This is a genomic window from Clostridium sp. FP1, assembly GCF_011065975.2.
Classification (GTDB): Bacteria; Bacillota; Clostridia; order Clostridiales; family Clostridiaceae; genus Clostridium_AD; species Clostridium_AD tagluense.
This window is the reverse complement of sequence record NZ_JAAMNJ020000001.1, coordinates 2892673-2909488: the sequence shown is the minus strand read 5'-3', so window position 1 is coordinate 2909488 and position 16816 is coordinate 2892673. Positions and strand designations below refer to the sequence as shown.

Below are 16816 nucleotides of genomic sequence, written 5' to 3'. Positions count from 1 at the left end.
AATATAAGTAAGTTTTGAGGAGGAGATTCAATGAATAACATGCAGCCTCTACTTCAGATGAAAAATGTTTCAAAATACTTTCCGGGAGTAAAAGCTCTTGAAGATGTTAAAATAGAAGCGTACAGTGGAGAAGTTCTTGCTCTACTTGGAGAGAATGGGGCAGGAAAATCTACTTTAATGAAAATTTTAAGTGGAGTCTATAATAAAGATACAGGAAGTATTATTATTGGAGGTTCTGAAGTAGATCTAAAAGGTATAAAAGATGCGGAGAAACATGGAATTGGGATTATTCATCAAGAACTAAGTCTTCTTTCTAATTTAAGTATATGGGAAAATATATTTTTAGGAAATGAAGGATTTAGTGGAATCACAAGAAGAATAAATAAAAAAGAGCTAAAAGAAAAATCAGAAATTTTACTTAAAGATATTGGGTTCACTATTGATGTGGATACTTTGGTTAAAGATTTAAATGTAGGTGAAATGCAGCTAATAGAAATAGCAAAGGCTCTTTCCAAAAACTCGAAAATAATAATAATGGATGAACCTACAACTGCATTAACTGATGTTGAAACAGATAATCTTTTTAAAGTAATTAACAATCTTAAAAGTAAAAACATGTGTATTGTATACATCTCTCATAGAATGGATGAAATATTTCAAATCTGTGATAGGATAACAGTTCTAAGAGATGGTAAATATATTGGCGAGGTTAAGACAAAAGACATTACTAAAGAAGATTTAATATCAATGATGGTTGGTAGAAAACTAGAAGAACAGTTTCCATATAAGGAATCATCTAAGGGGCAAGCTATTCTTAAAGTTGAGAACTTGTGCTTTGCTAAAAAGGTTCGCAATGTTAGTTTTGAAGCAAAGAGTGGTGAAATTCTAGGAATCTCAGGACTTATGGGTTCAGGTAGGACAGAAACGGCAAAAACTATATTTGGAGAATATAAAAAATCTTCAGGTAGAATATTTGTTGATGGCTGCGAAGTTAATATTTGTTCACCTAAAGATGCTATTAAAAATGGAATTTGCTATCTTTCAGAAGATAGAAAAAAAGAAGGTCTTATTCTGGGTATGTCAGTTGCAAGCAATATGACCTTAGCTAATCTTAAAAAATATGAAAATGGAGCTAAACGTATAAATAAAGTAGAAGAAGGTAAAGAAGTCCAAGAATATATAAAAAAGCTTTCTATAAAAACGCCTAGTGCCCAGCAATTAATTAAAAATTTAAGTGGTGGAAATCAGCAAAAGGTTATATTAGCTAAATGGCTCATGCTTGCACCTAAAGTATTAATCATAGATGAACCAACTAGAGGAATAGATGTAGGCGCTAAGAAGGAAATCTATGATGTTTTAAATGAACTAAAGGCTATGGGCAAAGCAATTATTATGATATCCTCTGATATGCCTGAAATACTTGGAATATGTGATAGAGTATTAATCATGCACGAAGGAGAAATATCTGGTGAGCTATCTCGGAAAGAAGCAACGCAAGAAGCAATAATGAAATATGCGGTGGGCATAACAGATTAACGTTTAAATAGAGCCCTCACAGAGGAAGGAGTTTATATTGTGAAAAATAATTTGAAGAATATGGTTTTAAAATATAAATCACTAATAGGTCTTTTGATATTATGTATAGTTATTTCATTTATTACACCTAGGTTCTTAACAATACCAAATCTTAAAAATGTATTTACTCAAGTTTCAGTAAATGCAGTTATAGCTATAGGAATGTCCTTTGTAATTCTTACGGGAGGAATTGATTTATCCGTAGGGTCTATACTTGCAGTGAGTGGTGCTGCTGCCGCAAGCATAATAAAGTCCACAGGAAACGTATATTTAGCAATAATTGTAGCTTTAGCTATTGGCTGCGCTATAGGGCTTATAAATGGTATCCTTATTTCTAAAGGAAGAATACAAGCTTTCATAGTTACACTAGCTACAATGACTATCTTCAGAGGTGTAACTTATGTATACACAAATGGGACTCCTATATCAGGACTAGGCCAAAGTTTTTCTGGCATAGGTAATAAAATGCTTTTAGGACTACCAATTCCAGTAATATTAACCATTATAGTATTTGGTATAGCATTTTATATTTTAAGTCAGACTAGATATGGTAGATATCTTTATGCATTAGGTGGAAATGAAGACTCAGCAAGATTATCAGGCATTAATACAGATAAAATTAAAACACTTGTATATGTTATTTGTGGTGGAGCAGCTGCCTTAAGTGGAATAATTGTTACTAGTAGAATAGGTTCCGCTTCTCCAAATGCTGGAGTAGGTTTTGAATTAGATGCCATCTCAGCCGTAGTACTCGGTGGTACTAGTTTAGCTGGTGGAGAAGGAAGTGTAGTTGGTACAATAATAGGAGCATTAATAATAGGTGTACTTAATAATGGATTGAATCTTATGAACGTATCACCTTTTTATCAAGCAATAGTTAAGGGCTTAGTTATTCTACTTGCCGTAATGGCTGAAAAAAAGAATAAATAAAAAATGGAGGATGATTCAAATGAAAAAAAGAACGAAATTATTATCAATGGCATTATCAACCCTACTAATTATGGGAACGTTTGCTGGTTGTGGCACAAAAAAAGCTGCTGAGGGTGGAAAGAAAATTGGAATGGTGGTATCAACTCTTAATAACCCATTCTTTGTATCAATGAAAGAAGGAGCAGAAAAGAAGGCTAAGGAACTCGGGTATGAAATTGTAGTTCTTGACTCCCAAAATGATGCTGCAAAGGAAAGATCTAATGTGGAAGATTTAGTTCAACAAGGCATAGTGACTTTAATCATAAATCCAACAGACAGTGATGCAGTTGCAAACTCAATAAAGGTTGCAAACGATAATAAAATAAAAGTTATAACTGTAGATAGAAAAGCGAGTGGTGGAGAAGTTACTTGTCACGTTGCATCTGATAATGTAAAAGGTGGAGAGATGGCAGCAGAATTTATACTAGAAAAATTAAATGGTAAAGGGAACCTAGTAGAATTACAAGGTATTCCAGGAGCCTCTGCTACAAGAGATAGGGGTAAAGGATTCCATAATATAGTAGATAAAAAAGATGGAGTTAAAGTTGTTTCTAGTCAAGCAGCAGATTTTGATAGACAAAAGGGATTAAACGTTACTGAAAATATAATTCAAGCCACTCCTGCTTTTGATGCAATATTTGCACATAATGATGAAATGGCACTAGGAGCTGCAAAAGCAGCTAAGGCTGCAAATAAAAAAGTGATTATTGTAGGTTTTGATGGTAATGCTGATGCAAAAGCAGCTGTTGCAAGTGGAGAACTGGCAGCTACTATAGCACAAAAACCTGATTTAATGGGATCAGTTGCAGTAGAAAATGCTATTAAAATTGCAAAAGGGGAAACAGTTGCAAAAGAAATTCCAGTAGAACTTCAGCTTATAAAAAAATAGTAATTAAAATATTATTTCCTCAATAATAAAATATATAAAATTATAACCCAGGGGAGTGTCCTCTGGGTTATAATTTTACAATCTGTTTCAATACAAGGTATATTTTGGTATAATTTTATTTATTAACTAAAATTTAAAAATAGTTTTTAAATAGATTAATAGCATGGAATGCTAACATTAAATGTTAGATTACTAATCACTATTCACTTAAAATCGGAGGAAAATTATGAATAATGTTACAATGAAGGATATAGCAGAAATGGCCGGAGTTTCAAAGGCTACAGTTTCAATGGTTATGAACAAAAAGGATGCTAGTATAAGCGAGGTAACCAGAAAAAGAATATTAAAAATTGCTAAGGAAATGAGCTATATTCCCAATTCCATAGCTAGAAGCCTTAGCACTAAGAAATCTGGTACTATAGGAATTATACTTCCAGATATTACAAATCCGTTTTTCTCAGAAATGGTAAGAGCTATTGAGGATAAGGCAGAGAGGTTAGAATATAATTTGATAATATGCAACACTGATAATGACATAGAGAAGGAACAAAAATATATTGAACTTCTTATAAGTAAACTTATAGATGGCATTATTTTTATGTCAGGCGGTAAAAGTAACGAAAGTATAACCATACTAAAGAACAACAATGTTCCTTTTGTATTAGTTGATAGATATATTGAAGGATATAAGGATGATTACGGAGTTTTTTGCTTAAATAAGCAGGGGGTAATAGATGGTGTTCAATACTTATATGAAAAGGGAAACCGTAAAATAGTTTTTGTAAAGGGGAGAGAGGATATAGAAATATCCAAGCAAAGATTAGAAGGATATATCGATGCAATGAAAAATTATGGAATATATGATGAAAAGTATATATTTGAAGGAGACTTTAATGTTGAAGGTGGTATTATAGCTACAAAAAAAATAATAAGTTGTTTTCACGATTTAGATGCCATTTTTTATAGTAACGATATGATGGCACTAGGAGGAATGAAAATTTTACTCCGAAATGACTATAAAATTCCACGAGATATTTCAATTATTGGCTTTGACAATATTCATATATCAGAAATTATTGAGCCAGAACTTACAACAATATCACAGCCTATATATATGATGGGAAAAAAAGCTTGCAGTATCTTAATAGATGTAATAAATGGAGAGCTACTTACTGAAAAACAAGTTTACTTTAAAACAGAGCTTATTATTAGAGGAACTACATAAATTTTTATTAAAGACAATCCAAGCAATTTTGGAATGAATATTGTATTATATTTCCTTGGAAATATAATACAATATTTTCTAAAATTACTGCTTCAAGTTTTATTTATGTTGGATTGTATATAACATTTGGAAACTCTTTTTTAGAGGAATATTTTTTTAGGGGGTTTTATCTTCTTAAATCTTATGAACTTAAATCGAAAAAATTCGCTTACATATATTCTTCACTTCTATTTGGGGTATATCATATTGCAATTTTTAAGACATGGTTTAATAGTGGACTTGTTGGGTTAGCATTAATAGGACTAATTAGCATAGGATTTATATTTAACTGGCTTGATACGCGATCTAAAAATTTTATTAACTCATGGCTAGTGCACATTCTTGCAGATAGTGCAATTATTATAATTGGATTAAGGATGTTTGGAATAGTCTGATTTGCTACAAAATATAATGTTTGGAGGTGTTATTTATGTATGAATATAAATATTAAGAATAAAACTTTTTATTTAATGAGAAAAAGATTGGCCAATTAACTAAATTCAGTTAATTGGCCTTTTGAAGTTATTTTAATTTATACGAAGCTCGTCTATATTAACACCTAAGATAGTTGCAATGGTTTCAATTATATTAAATGATGGATTTTTTTTACTTCCTCGTTCCAGTTCTTCTAAATATGTCTGAGATACATGTACATTTAAATTTTTTGATAAAGTTGATATATCTCTGCTTGTTAAAGATTTATTAAGTCTTAATTCTCTAATCTTAGCGCCATTAAGCATATAAAAACCTCCTTTTATTTATATATATCATATTAAATTGTACAACTTAATTATACTACGAATATAAACAAAAGCTAGGTTAAATTTTAGTATTTTTGTTAAAAACAGAGGTAAGCCAACAAAATGGTAATTTTAAAATTGCCGTTCATAAAATATTAACATATCTGCCACTTAAGTGCCATGATATAACTCTATTATATATTTATAGGATAAACATTAAATATACTAATTCGTACTTCCTCTGCGAATCCCCTTTTGCAGAGGAAATTTTTATTTTGATTTTATGTTAGATAAATATAATAAATTATGATTATTGCGGGTGTTATTATATAATATAAAATATAGTTAGAAATTAACATTTAAATTTAGAGATAGAGCTGATTTGTGAAAAGCTTTTAATAAAGGAGAAAAATTATATGAATGAAACCATTTTAATAGTAGATGATGAAGAAAGAATTAGAAATCTTGTTTCAATTTATTTAAGAAAAGAGAAATATACTATTTTACAAGCTGAAAATGGAAGTGAAGCTGTAGATATATTCAATAAAAATAAAGTGGATTTGATTATTTTAGATGTAATGATGCCTATTATGGATGGTTGGGACGTCTGCAAGGAAATAAGGAAAACCTCCAATATTCCTGTTATAATGCTCACAGCCAAATCTGAAGAAGATGATGAATTATTAGGGTTTGAACTCGGCACAGATCATTATATCACTAAGCCTTTTGTTCCAAAGCTATTAGTTGCTAAAGTAAAAGCCATTATTAGACGGACGCATAGTACTGAGGTTATTCTCAATGAAGGAGATAGCTTTGATGGCCTTGTAGTTGATAATTTAAGCCATGAGGTTTCTGTAGACAATGTTGAGATTAATTTATCCCCAAAGGAATTTGAACTACTGAATTATTTTATACTTAATAAAAGAATCGTATTAAGTAGAGAAAAAATATTAGATGCGCTATGGGGTATTGACTACTTTGGAGATTTAAGAACAGTTGATACTGTTATAAAAAGATTAAGAGAAAAGCTAGGTGAAAAATCTTACCTTATAGCAACTATAAGAGGTGCTGGATATAAATTCGAGGTGAAAAATGAAAAGTAAAAAGAGCATTACTAGAAAGCTTTTCGCCATAACCTCTATAGTTTTTGTGATTTTCATAACTACTAATTTGATAGTTCAGTCCCAGTTTTTTGAGCAGTTTTATAAAAAATGGAAAATAGACAATCTTGAAATTAACCTTGTTAAATTCAAAAGTCAATATAGTCTGCTCCAAAAAAATGAAGATGAGGTTAACCTAATTAGTTCTTTTGAAGAAGCGAATAATTATAAAATAATTATACGAGATAGATTAGGAAATTTGAAATATCTTGCAAAAACAGCTGATGTAAGAAAAGACTCCATAAAAGTTAGAATCATGAACCAAATAATGTCATCTGAAATAGAAAATCAGGGTGGTATTACTAAATTTAAAGATGAGGGAAAACCCTTTATTTTTATTACGCAGCAAAACCCCGATATGCCTAAAAGTGTAGCAGGTATATTATATGATGAAAAGAAAGATGAAACTGTGTGTGCTTTTTCTTCACTACAGCCAGTAAATGAAGCAGTCCAAGTTATAAAGGAATTTTATTTGTATTTTTATATAGGGGCCCTAATTACAATTCTACTTCTTTCTTTCTTTTACTCAAACATGATTGCAAAGCCACTTATAAAAATAACCAAAACGGCTTCTAAAATGGCAAAGCTTGATTTTACAGAAAAATGTGAGGTTAAAAGTGAAGATGAAATAGGTGCTTTAGCTACTTCACTTAATCTTCTATCAGAGAATTTAAATGAAGCATTAACCTCACTTACAGATGCTAATAGACAATTAGAAAAGGATATTGAAAAAGAAAAAAAATTAACAGAGATGAGAAAAGACTTTGTAGCAGCGGTTTCTCATGAGCTTAAAACACCTATTACCCTTATAGAAGGGTATACATTAGCTTTAAATGATGATGTTTTAGAAGGGGAAGAAAAACAATATTTCATTGATGTAATTATGGATGAATCTAGGAAAATGAACAGTTTAGTATCAGATATGTTGGATTTATCTCAATTAGAATCAGGAAATTTTAAATTGACTAAAGAGGAATTCATTCTTCATGAACTAGTAAAATCAGTTACTAAGAAATTTTCCTCCCTATTTAATGAAAAACAAATTAAACTAGAATTAAGTTTTATTGAAGATATAAAAGTCAATGCAGATTGGAACAGAATAGAACAGGTAATAACAAATTATATGACCAATGCAATAAGACATACGCAGGAGGGTGGTTCTATAACAGTAACCATGATAAATAGAGAAGATACTATTTGTGTTGAAGTAGAAAATAGTGGAAACAAAATTGATCTTTCAGAAACGAGTAAGATATGGGATAACTTCTACAAAATCGATAAATCAAGGACTAGAAAACTTGGAGGCACAGGTCTAGGTCTTTCCATAGTTAAAAATATAATCTTACTTCATGGTGGTAGCTGCGGAGTCGAAAATACAGAAATGGGAGTTAAATTCTATTTTATTTTAACAAAACAATAATGTGGCTGTAATTATAGCTCCTATGGTGTGAAATGCATAAACTTTTGGCAATATAATAGTAATATAAAGACGGTATGAAAAAGAGAATGTAGCTAGATTTGTGTAAATAAATCTAGCTACATTCTCTTTTTTTGGTGGCGAAGGCAAGGATTAAAGCAATAAGGCGATGAGAGCATGGCTTAACTATTTGGTTTAGGTAGGTTTTTTATTTAATTAGTTGCAAGGTGTGATTATGATTTTTCATACAAATAATAACTATGGCTTTATTTTTTCCTGCGGGAATAACTTGACTTAAAAAAAATTTGGTAATATACTATATATGAACATACAAACATATGAACATAAGAACAAATGATTACATATAGTAACGGAGAGGAGAGGTGATACAATGGAAAAACCTTTTGATAATATAGAAAGCTGCAATTGTACAATAATACATGAGGATATAGTCAAGAAGGTAAAGTTGTCTACTATTCATTAGATGATGACCATATTAAACAAATATTTAATCAGGGATTACAACACATTAATGAAAAATAAAATAATTTATTCGGGAGTGGTGCAAATGAGCTCAAATATAAAAACAGAACTTATCTTGGATGGTTTAGATTGTGCAAATTGTACAGTAAAGATTGAAACAAAGGTAAAAAATATTAGTGGAGTGAAATCAGCCTCAGTAGATTTCGTTTCAAAGAAATTATTTTTAGAGGTTAATAGCAAAGATGGATTACCTGGCATCATTGAAGAAGTAAAGGTTATTGTTAAAAAGATTGAACCTGATGTTGTTGTACGTGAAAAGATGATTCAAAAGTCTGAAAAGAAAGTAGTAATTTTAATGGGGCTTTGCTGTGCTAATTGTGCAGTAAAGATTGAAACAAATGTACAAGATATTAGTGGAGTAAAATCAGCCTCAGTAGATTTCGTTTCAAAGAAATTATTTATAGAAGTTAATAACAAAGATGAATTACCTAGCATCATTGAAGAAGTAAAGGTTATTGTTAAAAAGATTGAACCAGATGTAAAAGTCGTAACAGAGGATGAAAAGAAAGAACAAGTTGATAATAGCCCTGGCGAAGGAGAGAAGAATAGAAAAGAACTTATAAGATTAAGCATTGGTGCTGCAATTTTTGGTGCTGCTATGGTATTTAAATTTTCGACTACAGTTGAATTTACTTTGTTTTTCATCAGTTATATTTTAGTTGGTGGAGAAGTGCTATTAAGAGCATTTAGGAACATTTTAAGAGGTGAAGTTTTTGATGAAAACTTCTTAATGAGTATAGCGACTATTGGTGCATTTTCTATTAAACAGTTTCCAGAAGGTGTAGCAGTAATGTTGTTCTATCAAGTTGGAGAATTCATTCAGGGTATAGCAGTAAATAATTCAAGAAAATCTATTTCTGCTCTTATGGATATAAGACCTGATTATGCTAACTTAAAGGTAAGAAATGATTTACAACGAGTATCTCCGGGTGATGTTAAAGTAGGAGACCTCATTGTAGTTAAACCAGGGGAAAAAGTTCCACTTGACGGTAAGGTAGTGGAAGGTAAATCAATGCTTGATACCTCTGCATTAACAGGTGAATCCGTACCCCGTAGCGTAGAAGCCCCAAATGAAGTTTTAAGCGGATCTATCAATAAGAACGGGCTTTTAACAATAGAAGTTACAAAGGAATTTGGAGAATCTACTGTTACAAAGATATTGGAGTTAGTTCAAAATGCAAGTAGTAAGAAGGCCCCAACAGAGAAGTTTATAACAAAGTTCGCAAGATATTATACTCCAGGAGTAGTTATCGTTGCAGTTTTATTGGCAGTTATTCCGCCTTTAGTAATGCAAGGTATTACGTTTTCAGAATCCATATATAGAGCATTAGCGTTTCTAGTTATATCTTGTCCATGTGCATTGGTTATTTCAATCCCACTTGGATTCTTTGGGGGTATTGGTGCAGCATCAAAGAACGGTATATTAATTAAAGGTAGTAACTATCTTGAAGCACTTAATAATGTTGACATAGTAGTATTTGACAAGACTGGTACACTAACAAAAGGAGTATTCAAGGTTACTGAAATAAATGCACAAAACAGTTTTGTTAAAGATGGCTTATTAGAATATACTGCATATGCTGAAAGTTATTCTAATCATCCAATTGCAGCTTCAATAATAAAAGAGTATGGCAAAGAAGTTAACAAAAATGAAATCGAAAACTATGATGAAATATCAGGTCACGGTATAAAGGTAAATGTTAAAGGAAAAGAAGTTTTAGCAGGTAATATAAAACTAATGAATAAAGAAAATATTGTTTTCAAATATGTTGAGGTGGCTGGAACCGTAGTTCATGTGGCTATTGATAAAAAATATGCTGGATATATCATTATATCAGATGAACTAAAAGAAGATTCTAGAGAGGCCATAAAAGGATTAAAGCAGATTGGTGTTAAAAAGACTGTAATGCTTACTGGTGATAATAAGTCAATAGCAAGTAAGATTTCAGAGCAATTGGGACTTGATGAGTTCCATGCGGAACTACTTCCAGTTCAAAAGGTTGAGGAATTGGAGATGCTTGACAAAGAAAAAAGATCAAAAGGAAACCTAATTTTTGTTGGTGATGGTATAAATGATGCACCAGTTCTTGCAAGGGCAGATATAGGAATTGCTATGGGAGGATTAGGCTCAGATGCTGCCATTGAAGCAGCAGATATTGTTATAATGACTGATGAACCATCAAAAATAGTTTCCGCAATTAAAATAGCAAAAAGAACAAGAAGAATTGTTTGGCAGAATATAATTTTTGCAATGGGAGTTAAACTTATATTCTTAGCACTTGCAGCCATTGGAATAGCAACAATATGGGAAGCAGTTTTTGCAGATGTGGGGGTTACTGTAATTGCAGTATTAAATTCTATGAGAGTTATAAAAGTTGGTGAAATAAAATAAATAATATGCGGCTTTTTAGCCGCATATTATTTATGGGTGTGAATGTAGAATGAGTCTTTTAAATATTTTATCCTTAATTCTATTTATAGGCTTATACTTCAAGAAGAGAATCATTTAGAAAATCGATTTGGAATGGAATATATATTGTTTTAAATGCCTCCCATTAAAGCATCTATGCATTGCTTAGAAGAAATAACTACTTTAATAAAATTAATTTTAGGCCTACTTAGTTTTGAATGTGGTGTTCTTACCCTGGATGGTAAGAATTAAAAAAAATGAAAGTAATGAGCTATCTAAACTAATCGCTTATGTTCTACAAAACGGGACGCAAACTATGGAATTTATTGAAGTGGTGGAAATGGGGAGAAATCTTTATTTGAATTTAATGGAATTGGAATTACTTACTATTATAAAAAACGAACTTATGGAAGATAAAAAAGTTTGTCATGCTTTTATTATTGGACAAGGAGGGGCGTTGCTACGAAGCGTATGCACGTCAATGGTTATAAAAGGCAACTAAGAAATATTTGGTATAATAGGAGGCGGGGCATGTGTAAATGTATGTAAATTTAATGATTTAGCGAAAGTAAATAGTTAAATTATGTTTTTGCTCATAAATAAGGTGAAAAATATTCAACATTGAATTTAGAGTTTTAGCTTACATTCTTCGCAAATTCCGGATAATACAACACTAGTACTTATAACTGTGATTTTTTGTTTTTTATTTAATTCTTTTATTAAAACATTTGAAATTTCTGATATTTCGCCTTCGCTTATATCTATTATTTTATTACATTTAATACATTCAGCATGTATGTGAAACTTATTGTTACCTATTTTCTCTAACTTGTAATAGTTAGTATTAGCGATATTTATCCTTTTTAAAATACCAGCTTCTTCTAAAATTATAATATTCCTATAGATGGTGCTAACACCTATGTTTTCGTTTTTGACTTTACTATAAATTTGATTAACATTCATAAGCATATCATTTTCAAAAATTACCTTTATTATTAGATATCTTTGGTAAGTATGTTTATATCCTTCACGTATCAATTGGTTTCCAATATATTCAATGTCTTTATTTTTATTAATCATTTTATATTAAACCTCTATCTCCTTAATGTACTTTTGTATTTCTTTTTCCATATGTGTCCATGAACGTTTAGAGAATGCAACTTTCACATTAGCTTTCCTTGATTCTTCTTTAACGACCGTTGTTAATTGGTGACCTACAAAGTCTACCAGAACCATTACTAAATCTATATTTCGAGGTATTCTGAAATTTTTAGCATCATTTTTTCTACCAGTTATATGTTCTATGTCGTTAAATCCATTCTTTATTAGATTTTTTGTAATACTGCCAAGATTATCTCCACCTATGAGTAATATTCCCATAGTTTCACTTCCTTTTATACATATTATGATATTCATTTTTATTATTATTCATATGCTAGGCTTTGGTATTTATTTAATAGGTCTGTCGGTTTCATTCCTTTCATCATTAAGTTCATGATGGTAGATTTAATTTCATTATATTTATTAAAAGTAATTTCTGCTTTTTCAATATCATGATATACCTTCCAATAACCTACTTGAGTTTCTATTACTATTACTAAAATTAATTAAAGAGGATGTCTTATGCTTTTTGATAGTTGGCCCTGCATTACGTATTATTATTGAATATAAATATTCCAAATCATCGTAATTATTTACAATTTTTAAAAATTTATTTAATTCTACTATTCCCATAAAACATCCTCCATTAATTTCACGATAGTATTAATACTATCGATTTTATATTAAAAATATTTTTATTTTGTGGATAACAACGCACCTATTTCCTTACATTTTTCGATACCTTCTTTGTCAGCATCGTTATTAATTATAAGTCCATCTACTATAACATTCGCACCATATTTTTCCATTCTTTCTTGCCAATCTGTCATCCATTCTCCATTGCCCCATCCATAAGAACCAAATAAAACAATATTTTTGCCACTTACTACACTAGCAATCGACTCAATAAACGGTTCCATTTCTGATTCCTCAAGCTGCTCTGCGCCCATAGATGGGCATCCAAAAGCTATTACATTTGCATTTATTACGTCCTCTACTTTTGCGTCACCCACATTAAGTAATTTAACCTTTGAATCTTCATTTTTTGCGCCTTCCATAATCCATTCTGCCATAGCCTCAGTATTTCCTGTTCCACTCCAATAAATAATTACTACATTTTTCAAATTAATTTCCTCCTCATTTATATTCCTATTGTTCTATAAATATCAACACCTTTTAGAATTAAGTGTTTTTAAGCTATAAAAATTTTGTTACTGTATTCATGATGATAAAGAACTATTTTAATTTCTTTGATTTACTTAAAATATTAAAGCCTAGAAAAAATTATTACTATAATTTTAATTGCATTTTTAGATTTAGTTTATATACTCCCGTTGTGATGATATTGATTATCGTTATCAACTACATTATAATATATTTAAGTTAGGGATTTTTTAAAATTATTACTATCTTTTTTAAAAATATTAAGGAAATCCTATGAAAAATTTACTCAATCATACTGAACTGGCCTTAAATATTTAAATCTGCATTCAAAAATATCTGTTCTGTTTCTCTTGTTGCCAGAAGTTAATACAAAAAAAGAAATTGTTTGAATACTAATGAACACTTAAAATTTACCATCGAAGCTTATTAAAAGAAAAACAAGGGAATGAAAAAACAATATCAACTGATAAAGAAAATCATTGACAATCAGGATATATATGTAGAATATAATGCTTATTAGAAAAAGATATCAAGCTTTTATCTTGAAATAAAGGAGATCGTTATGGAATACAGTAAAATTCATACACACTTTTTTGATGATCCAGAAAAAGATGATAAGATTCGTCTTTTTTGCTTGCCATATGCAGGAGGTGGAGCTTCTATTTTTAGAAAATGGTCAAAAGTATTACCTTGTGATGTGGGAACTAACGGAAAAGCCATTTTAGATGTATAAACGTTAAATTTAATATAGAGAGCATTGAAAAATTTGTTTTATAATAGGAGTGTGGTTTCAAATATGGAAAAAAATAAAATAGAAAGTCCTTTTTCAAGGATTAGGGAATTTGCAAAGCCTCATAGGGGCAGCTGGAGGATTTATTTTTAAAGTTCTATTTATGAATTTATCTACCTCGGTTTCTCATAAAGCGACATTCGCAACATTAAAAGAGATTCGACTTAAATTGGTCTCGAAATTATCCAGAGTTCCTATGGGATATATACTGGAAACACCATCTAGCAGATTGAAAAGCACCATCATAGATAGAGTGGCAAGTCTAGAAAGTACATTAGCCCATATCATTCCAGAAATGACATCAAACATAGTAGTTCCAATTGTCATTATTGCATATTTGTTTGTTCTTGATTGGAAAATGGCATTGGTTTCCTTAATTACATTGCCAGTAGGTTTCCTATGTTATTTGGGTATGAGGAGAGGCTATGAGGAACATTTTATGGGACTGATGAACGCAGGAAATGAAATGAATAAAACGGTTGTTGAATATATAAATGGTATAGAAGTGATTAAAGCTTTTAACCCATCAGCAAATTCCTATGAGAGATATCCGAAATCAGTAAATTATAATGCCGGTTATGCAGTTAATTGGATGAGGAGTGTTCAACTTTTCATGTCTATGGCCTATTCGATATGGCCTGGTGTTTTGGTAGCTGTATTACCCTTTGGATGTTATTTTTATATGAAAGGTAACTTAATTGCGAGATTTTACGATACAACTAAGGGAACAATTTTTGTTGGCGGACACAATGTGCGCGAATTTACTTGTGAGCAGCTTTAAAATCTACCCATAAAAAGCAAAAATAGCGATGAGTAAGTAATCGCATATTTTTGCTTTTAAAGTTAACATAGTAGATATTTAAAAATACGTTAAACATCTGAATAACGAAGGATGGTTGTATTATTGACTTATACAGATAATAGCTCTACTTTTCGCATATACAGCATAACCAATTTCTTTCTTCCATTAAGTCTATTGTTATATTATTGAATCCAGCTTTTTCTAATAATCCTTTTAATTCTTTAGGGGTATGTATTTTCATATCTGATAGTGCAATCAATTTATCATTTCTTTCTTTAAAGTTTTCACTAGAATACATTTCACATATTATAATAAATTTTCCTGATGGCTTTAATATTCTTTTAACCTCTTTAAAACTTTCAATAAGATTAGGCCAGAAATAAATAGTTTCTACTGCCGATATAACATCAAATTTATTATTTTCAAATGGAATTTTTTCTACACTAGCATGAAAAATTTCAACTCTGTTGGTTTTTACAAGTTGTGTATTATAATCTTTTGACCATTTCACACAATCTAATGAATAATCTATACCGAAAATTTTGCCCTCTGTTGCTATTGATGCCATTCTATTTATTGTTCTACCACCACCACAACCTATATCCAGTATAACATCCTTGTTTTTAATATTTATTTTTTCTAATCCCCAACTAGTCAATTCAAAGTGTCCTATATTCATGCCTTCCGCTATAACTTTTCCTAACACACCAGCTGGTTTTTTACATTGATTTAATCTTTTTGCAAGTTCACTCATAATGTTCCACCTTTCTATTTAATTAGATAATGATAATCAATATCAAATCAATTATAGTATAAACTATTTATGACCATAATACAATATTTCATTGCCTTTGTGTCTAGAAGAACTAAATATACTCCTAGGAATGGACAGCGGTGATGAAATACAGCGTGTTGCTATTGGCAGTGTTGTTGCTTCAATAAAAGAAATCATTGTTTTTCTTGAAAAGGGTGTAGTTAAATGGAGTAAGCTGATTAACATTAATGCTCTTGAAAAAGTCAATAATGAAATTTTACCCTTCCAAAAATTATGCCATGGATGTGGTGCATTATATTTACTAATTTTAAAAGAAATAATGATTTTGAATTACCAAATAAAAGATTTCAAATAAAACAAGATGAAAATTATATTTTAGATAATTTTTGTGATGAGATAGTGTTAGTAGTAAATGGTGAAAGTGGTTTATTTGTTGTTTTATGATGTTCTCATATAGGGGTAGTCAATACTTTAGAGACCATTATTAAGCGGACAGGGCTACCGATTTATGGTATCATGGGGAGAACTCATTTAACGGAAGCAGATGAGCAAAGGTAAATAAAAATATTTAGTGGAAAATACCTGCATATTAAGTTTAAATGTGATAAATGTGATAGTATAATTGATATATAGGTTTATAGGAATATGTAGTAGATGCAGGAGGAGTTAAAATGCCAAGACCAATAAAATTTAGAAGAGTAGAGTTTTTCCCGGATGACACATATTTTGTTCCCTGGGGTAAGCCTAAATGTGAGATTGAGGAAATAGTTTTAAAAGTAGAAGAACTTGAGGCAATGAGGCTTAAAGATATTGAAGAACTAAATCAAGAAGAGTGTGGAGAAAGAATGCAAGTATCAAGACAAACTTTTCAAAATATTATAGATACTGCAAGGAAAAAAATAGCTATTGCTCTAACAGAAGGAAAGGCTATAAGAATAAGTGGTGGTAACTACAGAACAACATTTTGTAAATTCAAATGTTCTAATTGTGCCAACACATATGAAATAAATGTTGAACAAGACAAGCATATTTGCCCTGATTGTGGTTCAGGTAATGTTATTTGCGGTAAAAAAGCTAAGTTTTGCAAAAAATGGTGTAAGGAATAAATTGTACTTAATAATCTAAAACCCTAAGAATAAATTCTCAGGGTTTTTATCTTTTTTTTGATTAAAGATGTTACAATGTAAAAAACAATGTTTGACATACCTCTTAATAAG

Annotated in this window: 20 protein-coding genes and 1 pseudogene; 14 read left to right on the top strand and 7 right to left on the bottom strand. The window is 30.4% G+C overall.

Annotated features, from left to right (window positions below):
- Window positions 1–30 precede the first annotated feature (30 nt).
- From G9F70_RS14045 to G9F70_RS27510, 5 genes are all read left to right on the top strand, one after another.
- Window positions 31–1536 carry a sugar ABC transporter ATP-binding protein gene (locus G9F70_RS14045; protein WP_164943581.1) on the top strand — a complete coding sequence of 502 codons (1506 nt, stop codon included), beginning with the start codon at window positions 31–33 and terminating at the stop codon, window positions 1534–1536.
- Window positions 1537–1575: 39 nt separating this feature from the next.
- Complete coding sequence (locus G9F70_RS14040) at window positions 1576–2505, top strand: ABC transporter permease subunit (protein ID WP_164943580.1); 930 nt, start codon at window positions 1576–1578, stop codon at window positions 2503–2505.
- A gap of 19 nt (window positions 2506–2524) precedes the next feature.
- Window positions 2525–3433, top strand: a complete 909-nt coding sequence (gene rbsB, locus G9F70_RS14035; protein ID WP_164943579.1) for a ribose ABC transporter substrate-binding protein RbsB — start codon at window positions 2525–2527, stop codon at window positions 3431–3433.
- A gap of 226 nt (window positions 3434–3659) precedes the next feature.
- Entirely contained in the window at window positions 3660–4658 is a 999-nt protein-coding gene (locus G9F70_RS14030; protein WP_164943578.1) for a LacI family DNA-binding transcriptional regulator, read from the top strand.
- A gap of 44 nt (window positions 4659–4702) precedes the next feature.
- On the top strand, window positions 4703–5092 hold the full coding sequence (locus G9F70_RS27510; protein ID WP_164943917.1) for a CPBP family intramembrane glutamic endopeptidase: 390 nt from the start codon (window positions 4703–4705) through the stop codon (window positions 5090–5092).
- A 132-nt stretch (window positions 5093–5224) separates the two neighbouring features.
- On the opposite strand, the gene G9F70_RS14020 is transcribed toward G9F70_RS27510, so the two are convergent.
- Complete coding sequence (locus tag G9F70_RS14020; RefSeq protein ID WP_164943577.1) at window positions 5225–5437, bottom strand: helix-turn-helix domain-containing protein; 213 nt, start codon at window positions 5435–5437, stop codon at window positions 5225–5227.
- A gap of 416 nt (window positions 5438–5853) precedes the next feature.
- Here G9F70_RS14020 and G9F70_RS14015 point away from each other — a divergent pair, with 416 nt between their 5' ends.
- The 5 genes and pseudogenes from G9F70_RS14015 (at window position 5854) to G9F70_RS13995 (ending at window position 11469) form a co-directional block, all read left to right on the top strand.
- A complete protein-coding gene (locus tag G9F70_RS14015; RefSeq protein ID WP_164943576.1) occupies window positions 5854–6540 on the top strand; it encodes a response regulator transcription factor in 687 nt (228 codons plus the stop codon).
- On the top strand, window positions 6530–8017 hold the full coding sequence (locus G9F70_RS14010; RefSeq protein WP_164943575.1) for a sensor histidine kinase: 1488 nt from the start codon (window positions 6530–6532) through the stop codon (window positions 8015–8017). Before G9F70_RS14015 ends, G9F70_RS14010 begins: the two co-directional genes overlap by 11 nt.
- A 444-nt stretch (window positions 8018–8461) precedes the next feature.
- Window positions 8462–8557: pseudogene (locus tag G9F70_RS27505) on the top strand (transcriptional regulator); the annotation flags it as partial.
- A 25-nt stretch (window positions 8558–8582) separates the two neighbouring features.
- Window positions 8583–10949, top strand: a complete 2367-nt coding sequence (locus G9F70_RS14000) for a heavy metal translocating P-type ATPase (protein WP_187352947.1) — start codon at window positions 8583–8585, stop codon at window positions 10947–10949.
- Window positions 10950–11205: 256 nt separating this feature from the next.
- Window positions 11206–11469, top strand: a complete 264-nt coding sequence (locus G9F70_RS13995) for a hypothetical protein (RefSeq protein WP_164943573.1) — start codon at window positions 11206–11208, stop codon at window positions 11467–11469.
- Window positions 11470–11594: 125 nt separating this feature from the next.
- On the opposite strand, the gene G9F70_RS13990 is transcribed toward G9F70_RS13995, so the two are convergent.
- The 5 genes from G9F70_RS13990 to G9F70_RS13970 all read right to left on the bottom strand — a co-directional run bounded on the left by G9F70_RS13990 (window position 11595) and on the right by G9F70_RS13970 (window position 13192).
- Window positions 11595–12047 carry a Fur family transcriptional regulator gene (locus G9F70_RS13990; protein WP_164943572.1) on the bottom strand — a complete coding sequence of 151 codons (453 nt, stop codon included), beginning with the start codon at window positions 12045–12047 and terminating at the stop codon, window positions 11595–11597.
- A 6-nt stretch (window positions 12048–12053) separates the two neighbouring features.
- The gene (locus tag G9F70_RS13985; RefSeq protein ID WP_318010994.1) at window positions 12054–12383 is read right to left on the bottom strand and encodes a DUF2325 domain-containing protein; all 330 of its coding nucleotides are present in this window, start codon (window positions 12381–12383) and stop codon (window positions 12054–12056) included.
- A gap of 8 nt (window positions 12384–12391) precedes the next feature.
- Window positions 12392–12502 carry a hypothetical protein gene (locus G9F70_RS13980; RefSeq protein ID WP_224617857.1) on the bottom strand — a complete coding sequence of 37 codons (111 nt, stop codon included), beginning with the start codon at window positions 12500–12502 and terminating at the stop codon, window positions 12392–12394.
- Between the two features lie 16 nt (window positions 12503–12518).
- Entirely contained in the window at window positions 12519–12701 is a 183-nt protein-coding gene (locus G9F70_RS13975; RefSeq protein ID WP_224617581.1) for a hypothetical protein, read from the bottom strand.
- A gap of 62 nt (window positions 12702–12763) precedes the next feature.
- Window positions 12764–13192 (bottom strand): flavodoxin, encoded by a 429-nt coding sequence (locus tag G9F70_RS13970; protein WP_164943570.1) that lies wholly within the window; start codon window positions 13190–13192, stop codon window positions 12764–12766.
- A 602-nt stretch (window positions 13193–13794) separates the two neighbouring features.
- Between G9F70_RS13970 and G9F70_RS13965 the strand changes: the two genes are divergently transcribed.
- On the top strand, window positions 13795–13965 hold the full coding sequence (locus tag G9F70_RS13965; protein WP_187352946.1) for a hypothetical protein: 171 nt from the start codon (window positions 13795–13797) through the stop codon (window positions 13963–13965).
- 160 nt (window positions 13966–14125) lie between these two features.
- On the top strand, window positions 14126–14803 hold the full coding sequence (locus tag G9F70_RS13960) for an ABC transporter transmembrane domain-containing protein (protein WP_164943916.1): 678 nt from the start codon (window positions 14126–14128) through the stop codon (window positions 14801–14803).
- Between the two features lie 145 nt (window positions 14804–14948).
- On the opposite strand, the gene G9F70_RS13955 is transcribed toward G9F70_RS13960, so the two are convergent.
- Window positions 14949–15578 (bottom strand): class I SAM-dependent methyltransferase, encoded by a 630-nt coding sequence (locus G9F70_RS13955; RefSeq protein ID WP_164943569.1) that lies wholly within the window; start codon window positions 15576–15578, stop codon window positions 14949–14951.
- A gap of 130 nt (window positions 15579–15708) precedes the next feature.
- Here G9F70_RS13955 and G9F70_RS13950 point away from each other — a divergent pair, with 130 nt between their 5' ends.
- Entirely contained in the window at window positions 15709–15954 is a 246-nt protein-coding gene (locus G9F70_RS13950) for a hypothetical protein (protein WP_164943568.1), read from the top strand.
- Window positions 15955–16270: 316 nt separating this feature from the next.
- Window positions 16271–16705: a DUF134 domain-containing protein gene (locus G9F70_RS13945; protein WP_164943567.1), complete on the top strand. Its 435-nt coding sequence runs from the start codon at window positions 16271–16273 to the stop codon at window positions 16703–16705.
- Window positions 16706–16816: the final 111 nt, after the last annotated feature.